This is a genomic window from Hymenobacter sp. BT559 (assembly GCF_017571525.1).
In the GTDB taxonomy this organism is placed as follows: domain Bacteria; phylum Bacteroidota; class Bacteroidia; order Cytophagales; family Hymenobacteraceae; genus Hymenobacter; species Hymenobacter ginsengisoli.
Genome location: NZ_JAGETY010000003.1, coordinates 421,762 through 429,396, shown reverse-complemented (window position 1 = coordinate 429,396; position 7,635 = coordinate 421,762). Strand labels below are relative to the sequence as shown.

The 7,635-nt window shown below is 62.3% G+C and carries 4 protein-coding genes; 2 read left to right on the top strand and 2 right to left on the bottom strand.

The window, feature by feature from the left end:
* Positions 1 to 67 precede the first annotated feature (67 nt).
* Positions 68 to 1,249, bottom strand: coding sequence for a 1-deoxy-D-xylulose-5-phosphate reductoisomerase (locus tag J4D99_RS06410; protein WP_208130871.1), 1,182 nt, complete (start codon positions 1,247 to 1,249; stop codon positions 68 to 70).
* Between the two features lie 139 nt (positions 1,250 to 1,388).
* Between J4D99_RS06410 and J4D99_RS06405 the strand changes: the two genes are divergently transcribed.
* Positions 1,389 to 2,459, top strand: coding sequence for an SDR family oxidoreductase (locus tag J4D99_RS06405; protein WP_208130870.1), 1,071 nt, complete (start codon positions 1,389 to 1,391; stop codon positions 2,457 to 2,459).
* A 92-nt stretch (positions 2,460 to 2,551) separates the two neighbouring features.
* On the opposite strand, the gene J4D99_RS06400 is transcribed toward J4D99_RS06405, so the two are convergent.
* Complete coding sequence (locus J4D99_RS06400) at positions 2,552 to 4,960, bottom strand: glycoside hydrolase family 3 C-terminal domain-containing protein (protein ID WP_208130869.1); 2,409 nt, start codon at positions 4,958 to 4,960, stop codon at positions 2,552 to 2,554.
* 316 nt (positions 4,961 to 5,276) lie between these two features.
* On the opposite strand from J4D99_RS06400, the gene J4D99_RS06395 reads away from it, so the two are divergent.
* On the top strand, positions 5,277 to 7,571 hold the full coding sequence (locus J4D99_RS06395) for a glycoside hydrolase family 3 C-terminal domain-containing protein (RefSeq protein ID WP_208130868.1): 2,295 nt from the start codon (positions 5,277 to 5,279) through the stop codon (positions 7,569 to 7,571).
* The last annotated feature ends 64 nt before the right edge of the window (positions 7,572 to 7,635 follow it).

The following is a 7,635-nucleotide window of genomic DNA, read 5'->3' as shown; positions in this document are numbered from 1 at the left end:
CCCCAGAACGACACCCGAACGACTCGTTCTGGGGCGATTGCCGCGCTGCGCTCGCAATGACAACGACTTAACTGTCGAGCAACTTGGTCGCCACGCGACGCGCTTCTGCGTCAGTAGCGGCGTAGTCGGCCAGAGTTGGGGCTGCAAGATACGGCACCCTTTCCAGGCTCTCGGCTACCACGTCGGCCATACCCAGAAAGCTGACTTTATCCTGCAAGAAAGCCGCCACGGCCACCTCATTGGCGGCGTTGAGCACGCAGGCCGCCGTGCCGCCGCGCTGCATGGCCGCGTAGGCCAGCGGCAGGTGGCGGAAAGTGGCCGCGTCGGGCGCCTCGAAGGTGAGGGTGGGGTAGTCGAGAAACGAAAACCGGCGGAAATCATTCCGCAGGCGCTCGGGGTAGCCTAGCGCGTACTGAATGGGCAGCTTCATGTCGGGCAGCCCTAGCTGCGCCTTCAGCGAGCCATCCTGAAACTGCACCAGCGAATGGACGATGCTCTGGGGGTGCACCACAGCTTCAATCTGCTCGTTATCAAGCCCAAACAGCCACTTGGCCTCGATTACTTCGAGGCCCTTGTTCATGAGCGTGGCCGAGTCGATGGTGATTTTGGCGCCCATCGTCCAGTTGGGATGTTTCAGCGCCTGGGCCTTGGTAATGTGGGCCAGCTCGCTAGGCCCTCTGCCGCGGAAAGGACCGCCCGAAGCGGTGAGAATGACCTTTTCGATGGGGTTCATGGCCTCGCCGGCCAGGCACTGAAAAATGGCCGAGTGTTCCGAATCGACGGGCAGCAGTGGCACGTTGTGCTCGCGCACCAGCTTGGTTATCAGCTCGCCGGCTACTACCAGCGTTTCTTTATTGGCCAGGGCAATGGCTTTGCCGGCGCGGATGGCGGCTACCGTAGGCACCAGCCCCGCGTAGCCGACCAGGGCCGTGAGCACCACGTCTACGTCGGGGCGCTGCACCACTTCGGCCAGGGCCGCGGCACCGGCCAGCACCTGGGTTTCGGGCTGGCCGGCCAGGGCGGCCTTCACTTCCTGGTAAAACTCGTCGCCGATAACCACGGCGGCTGGCCGAAACTCCTGGGCCTGGGCCACGAGCAATTGCCACTGGCGCCCGGCCGTGAGCACCGCCACCCGAAAGCGGCCCGGCTGCTCGCGCACCACTTCCAGGGCCTGCGTGCCAATCGAGCCCGTAGAGCCCAGCAGGGCCAGCGATTTAAGAGAAGCTTGTTGAGAAAAAGAATCCGCCATTAGCGAGGGTTGGGAATAGAAGCCCAAAGGTAGGGCTAGCCCCGGCGGCTCACTTGCAGCCTTATCCATTTGGGCGCGCCGCCCGTAAGGAGAATACCTGGCTTCGCCATTCCAACTATCCTTTTCCACTTCCTCCCCAATGTCTGTCAAACTCAAACCGCTCGACCAGCAAGTTATTGTCATTACCGGTGCCACCAGCGGCATCGGGCTAGCCACCGCTAAGGCTGCTGCCAAAGCCGGCGCCCGCCTCGTGCTCGTGGCCCGCTCGCAGCCCGACCTCGACACCGTGGCCCGCCAGCTAGGGGGCCACGTAGCCACCGTTGCTGCCGACGTGGCCGACCCCACCGCCGTGCGCCGCGTGGCCGAGGCCGCCCGCGCCAATTTCGGGGGCTTCGATACCTGGGTTAATAATGCCGGCGTGGGCATGTGGGGCAAGCTCGAACAGGGCAACCTCGAAGACTTTAAGCGTCTCTACGACACCAACTTCTGGGGCATCGTGAATGGCTCGCTTGAAGCCATCAAGCACCTCAAGCGCCACGGTGGCGCGCTCATCAACCTGGGCAGCGTGGTGAGCGATGTGTCGGTGCCCATCCAGGGCATGTACGCATCGAGCAAGCACGCCGTCAAAGGCTTTACCGATGCCCTGCGCATCGAGCTGGCCGATGAGAAAGCCCCCGTGTCGGTAACGCTTATCAAGCCGGCCGCTATCAACACGCCCTTCCCCGAGCACGCCCGCAACTACCTCAGCGAGAAGCCCAAGCTGCCCCAGCCCGTGTATGCGCCGGAAGAAGTAGCCAACGCCATTCTGCACGCTGCCGTGAATCCCATGCGCGATGTATTTGTGGGCGGTGGCGGCAAGGTGATGAGCAGCGTAAATAAGTACGTGCCCGGCGTAATGGACTGGGTGGAAGCCAAAACCGGCGTGGCCCAGCAAAAGCAGCAAGGCACCCGCGCCGTAGACCCGGCCGGCTCGCTGCACCGCCCCAATGGCCCCCACGCCAAGGTGCACGGCCACAACCCCGGCCACGTAATGAAAACCAGCCTCTACACCCGCGCCCGCCTGCACCCGGTAGTGGCCGGCGTGGTGGCCGCCACCAGCCTGGCCGCCACCATTGCCCTAGTGCTGGGCACCAAAGCCCCGCTCAAGGATGCCGGCGTGCCTTTCGACTCGGGCGCGCACGAGCCCCGCGTGCCGGTAACCGACAACTAAGCTAGCCAGGCTAGCAGCATCTTAAAAAGAAGCGTGCCAGGCTGCATACAATGCAGCCTGGCACGCTTCTTTTTGCTCAATGACAAAGAAAACTACTTCACAATGAGCTCCTTAACTACCTGCTGTGGGGCTAGCAGCTTATAGCTTTTCTGCACTACCACCAGCTTGGGCACGGTGAAGGTAGCCGACTGGCGAATGTCGAGCGACGACGCCCCGGCGCGGGCCGTGTAGGTGCCCGCGTCGGTTTGCCAGGCCTCGGCAGCGGTGTTATATGATGCCAGGTCGGCGGCCGTGAGGGTGAAAGTGAGGGTTTGCGACTGGCCGGGGGCTAGCAGGTTCGTTTTGGCAAAAGCCCGCAGCTCGCTCTCGGGCTTGGCTAGGGCACCTTTGGGCGCGTGCACGTAGAGCTGCACTACTTCCTTGCCCGCTACCCGGCCACTGTTGGTGACCTTGAGGCTAGCCGTGATTTTGCCTGTGAGCGAAGGCGCGCTCAGCTGCAGCTTGCCGTAGGCGAACGTGGTGTAGCCCAGGCCGTAGCCAAACTCATAGGCCGGCTTCACCTTAAAGGTAGTGTAGTAGCGGTAGCCCACATAAATACCTTCATTATAAGCGTTTTCCGACGGCTTACCCATTAGGCCACCGCCCGCCCCGCCGGGGCTGGCCAGCTCCTTGCCCGGAAACTCGGTGGCGTAGGGCACGTCAGTGTACGCCACCGGAAACGTAGTGGCCAGCTTGCCCGAGGGCGCTACCTGGCCGCTCAGCACATCGGCTAGCGCGTGGCCGCCTTCCTGGCCTGGCTGCCACCCTAGCAGAATGGCATCGGCCTGACTGCGCCAGCTGGCCACCTCCATCACCCCGCCGGTATTGAGGACGACTACCACCTTCTTGCCTTTCCCGTGAAAGGCTGCCGCCACCTGCTTGATAAGGGCCTGCTCGGCGCTCGTGAGGTCAAAATCGTCGGTCACTTTGCGGTCGCCGCCCTCTCCGGCGCTGCGGCCCAGGGTAATAATAGCCACATCGGTCGTTTGGGCCTGCTGCGCGAGCATGGCTGCGTCCGGCATCATTTCGGCGATGACGGGCAGCGGCTCAAAAAAGCTCCGCTTTTTCGGTAGCTTGGCCTTTTCGGATTGTAGGTATTGGGCGTAGGCCTGGCTAGGGGCTGAGGCTACCGTGTATCCGGCCGCGCTCAGGCCCTGGGCCAGCGAGATGGTATAGGCGCGGTTTACGTCGCCGCTGCCCGTGCCGCCTGCAATGAGGTTGTAAGACGTATTGCCAAACAGCGCCACCTGGTGGCCGGCCGCTATGGGTAGCGTGCCGGCCTCGTTGCGCAGCAGCACCATGCTTTCGGCGGCGGCCTGGCGGGCCACGGCCGCGTTGGCCTTCAAGGCCGGCTGGCTGCTGTATTTATAGCCCTTGAAGGTGGGCGATTTTAGCACCAGCTCCAGCACGCGGGTCACGTTCACGTCGAGCTGGGCGGGGGTGAGCTGGCCGCTTTTGAGCGCCGCCAGAATGGCCTCCGTCTGGGCATGGGTGCCGGGCTCGAGCAGGTCGTTGCCGGCCTTGAGCTGGGCCGCCGCGTCGTGGCCACCGTACCAGTCGGTCATTACCAGCCCCTTAAACCCCCATTCCTGGCGCAGCAGCGTGGTGAGAAGGTCGTGGCTTTCGGAGGTGTAGGTGCCGTTTATCTTATTGTATGACGACATCACCGTCCAGGGCTGCGACTTGCGCACGGCCAGCTGAAAGCCCTTCAGGTAGATTTCGCGCAGCGCCCGCTCATTGATGTGCGAGTTGAGCTGCATACGGTTAAACTCTTGGTTGTTAAGCGCAAAGTGTTTAATACTAGTGCCCACGCCGTTGCCTTCTACGCCATTGACGAAAGCCGCCGCCATGCTGCCCGCCACCACCGGGTCTTCGGAGTAGTACTCAAAGTTGCGCCCCCCTAGCGGGTTGCGGTGAATATTCATGCCGGGCGCCAGCAGCACGTCGATGCCAAAGTCACGCACCTCACTACCGAAGGCCCCGCCCACGCGGCGCACCAGCGTCGTATCCCAGCTAGAGGCGAGCAGTGTGGCTACCGGAAAAGCCGTGGCATAATACGTTTTCGTGCTGTCCTTGCCCCGAATAGCGTCGATGCGCACGCCTGCCGGGCCATCCGAAAGCGTGAGCGAGGGAATGCCTAGCCGCGCAATGGCGTGGGTGCGGCCCGCGGCGCCGGGTACTTTTTCGGGCACCTCGCGGTCGCCCGGGTCACCGGGCGGCAACATTCCGGCCGGGAAACCCGACGGGTAAAAACCCATCCCAACCACCAGCTTCACCTTTTCTTCCGTGGTGAGGGCGGCCAGAATCTCCTTAAGGCTGGCTTTGCCGAGTTGAGGCGGGCTAGCGGCCGTTTGGGCGCGGGCCGGGCTGGCTGCTGCAAGCAGGGCGGCCAGGGCGAGTAGGCGTAGGGCGGGGGGAGCAGCAGGGCTGAGCCGCAAAAACCGAGGGTACTGGGTGGGCATAAGACGGAAAAGATGGTGAGAAAGCAAGAAAGACCAGGGCGGCGCGCCGCTGCGAAAATGCTTGGCCGACAAGCATAGAATGAGTAGTTGCGCCGGTCGGCCTGGGCAATAGTACACCATTTTAATGACACTATCCAGCTTACATAGCCGCATTTGCCGGGTAGAGAAGTGAGTTGAAACCGCTGAACTAGGCTAGGCGCGCCCTCCTAAACCTGAGATAGCGGGCGCGCTCACCGGCCAGGTCATAACTTCGGCCGCCGGCGGTCGCGGCCGCGGCTAAACTACCTTTTCCCACCCTGTTTTCTTGCCTTGTTGCATGCAACCCCTAGCCATTCGCGCTCAAGCGCTACTCGCGGCGGCGCTCTTCTGTGCCACAACCGGCGCCGCGCAGGCGCAAAAACCTAAGCCTAGCACGCGCGTCGCTTCCTCAGCCAGCCCCAACGCCCAGCAGGCGCTGCTCAGCCACGAAGCCGAAATCACCGCGCTGCTCGCCAAGCTGACGCTGGAAGAGAAAGTGCACATGATTCACGCCAACTCGGCCTTTGCGGCTGGGGGCGTGCCGCGCCTGGGCATTCCGGAAATCATGACTTCCGATGGCCCGCACGGCGTGCGCCCCGAACAGGGCCGCAACTGGAAGCCGCCGGTGGGCGCCAACGACGCCGGCACGTACCTGCCTACCAACAACACCCTGGCCGCGACTTGGAACCCCGCGCTCGGCCACGCCTACGGCACCGTGCTGGGCAGCGAGGCTAATGCGCGCGGCAAGGACATTATCCTCGGTCCCGGCATTAACATCGTGCGGGCACCTCTCAATGGCCGCAACTTCGAGTACCTCAGCGAAGACCCGTTTTTAGTGTCAAAGATGGTGGTGGGCTACATCCAGGGCGTGCAAAGCCAGGGCGTGTCGGCCTGCGTGAAGCACTACGCGGCCAACAACCAGGAGGAGCATCGCAACGACATCGACGTGGATATGAGCGAGCGGGCGCTGCGCGAAATCTACCTGCCTGGCTTCAAGGCCGCCGTGCAGCAGGGCGGCGTGTACTCGCTCATGGGCTCCTACAATAAGTTTCGGGGCACCTACGCTACCGAGAATGCCTATCTGATGAATACCATTTTGAAGGGCGAGTGGGGCTTCAAAGGATTGGTAATGAGTGACTGGGGCTCGGTGCACGATACCCAGGAAGCCTTACGTAATGGTACCGACCTCGAAATGGGTACCGACCTGTCATTGATGTATAGCAGCGTCGACCAGAGCCAGGCGACGGCTTCAGCCAGCACGGCAGCCGCCAAGCCCGTTCGCAGCTACTACGACCGCTTTTTCCTGGCCGACCCCGCCCTGGAGGCCATCAAAAAAGACCCCACGCTGCTGCCAGTGCTCGACGACAAGGTGCGCCGCATCTTGCGGGTGATGTACGCCACCCACCAGCTAGGCCCCGCCAAGCGCCAGCCCGGCGCCTACAACACCAAAGAGCACCAGGCCACCGCTCTTAAGGTAGCCGAGGAAGGCATCGTGCTGCTAAAAAATGAGGGTAATCTATTGCCTTTCAAGAAGTCGGTAAAGACGGTGGCCATCATCGGCGCCAATGCCGAGCGCATGAACTCGATGGGTGGCGGCAGCGGCCAAATCAAGGCCAAATACGAGATTTCTGCCCTGCAGGGCATTAAGAACGAGCTGGGTAGCCAGGTAAATGTGACCTATTCGCCCGGCTACACCATCGCTAGGGGGCAAAAAGCTGACCCGCAGCTCATGCAACAGGCGGTGGCCGCCGCCAAGGCTGCCGATGTGGTGATTTATGTGGGTGGCTCCATCCACGGCTACGACTATAGCAAGTGGAGCGACAACGCCTACGACGCTGAAGGTGTCGACAAGCCCGACATGAACATGCCCTTCGGCCAGGACGAGCTAGTGCAGGCCGTAGTGGCCGCCAACCCGCGCACGGCCGTGGTGCTGCTCGGTGGCGGGCCCATCGACGTGTCGGCCTGGGCCGGGCAGGCCAAGAGTATTGTGGAGGCGTGGTATCCGGGGATGGAGGGCGGCAATGCGCTGGCGCACATCTTGTTTGGCGACGTGAATCCCTCGGGCAAGCTGCCCTTCACGTTCCCCGTGAAGCTGGAAGACTCGCCCGCTATGAAGCTGGGCGAGTACCCTAGCACGCCCGGCAACCCGCTCAAACAGACTTACAAAGACGATATCTACGTGGGGTACCGCTACTTCGACACCTACAAAGTAGCGCCGCAGTTTGCCTTCGGCCACGGCCTGAGCTACACCACCTTCCAGTATGGCGCCCTCACCGTGACGCCCGGCCAGCAGAGCGCCAGCGTGAAGCTCACCGTCACCAATTCCGGCCCGGTGGCCGGGGCCGAGGTAGTACAGCTGTATGTGAAGCCCGGCCAAACGGCCGTGAAGCGCCCCGAGAAAGAGCTGAAGGCCTTTGAAAAGGTCTTCCTTAAGCCCGGCGAAACCAAAACCATAACCCTAGCACTACCCGCCGAGTCGTTCAAGTATTATGACGAAGGCAAGAAGGCCTGGGTGCTAGCCCCCGGTAAGTTCGACCTGCTGGTAGGCAGCTCCTCACGCGATATCCGCCAGACGAGCAGCGTAACGCTGTAATAGTATTCTTAAACCAAAAAGGGCGCGTCGTAAAAACGACGCGCCCTTTTTTTGGGCAGATGGT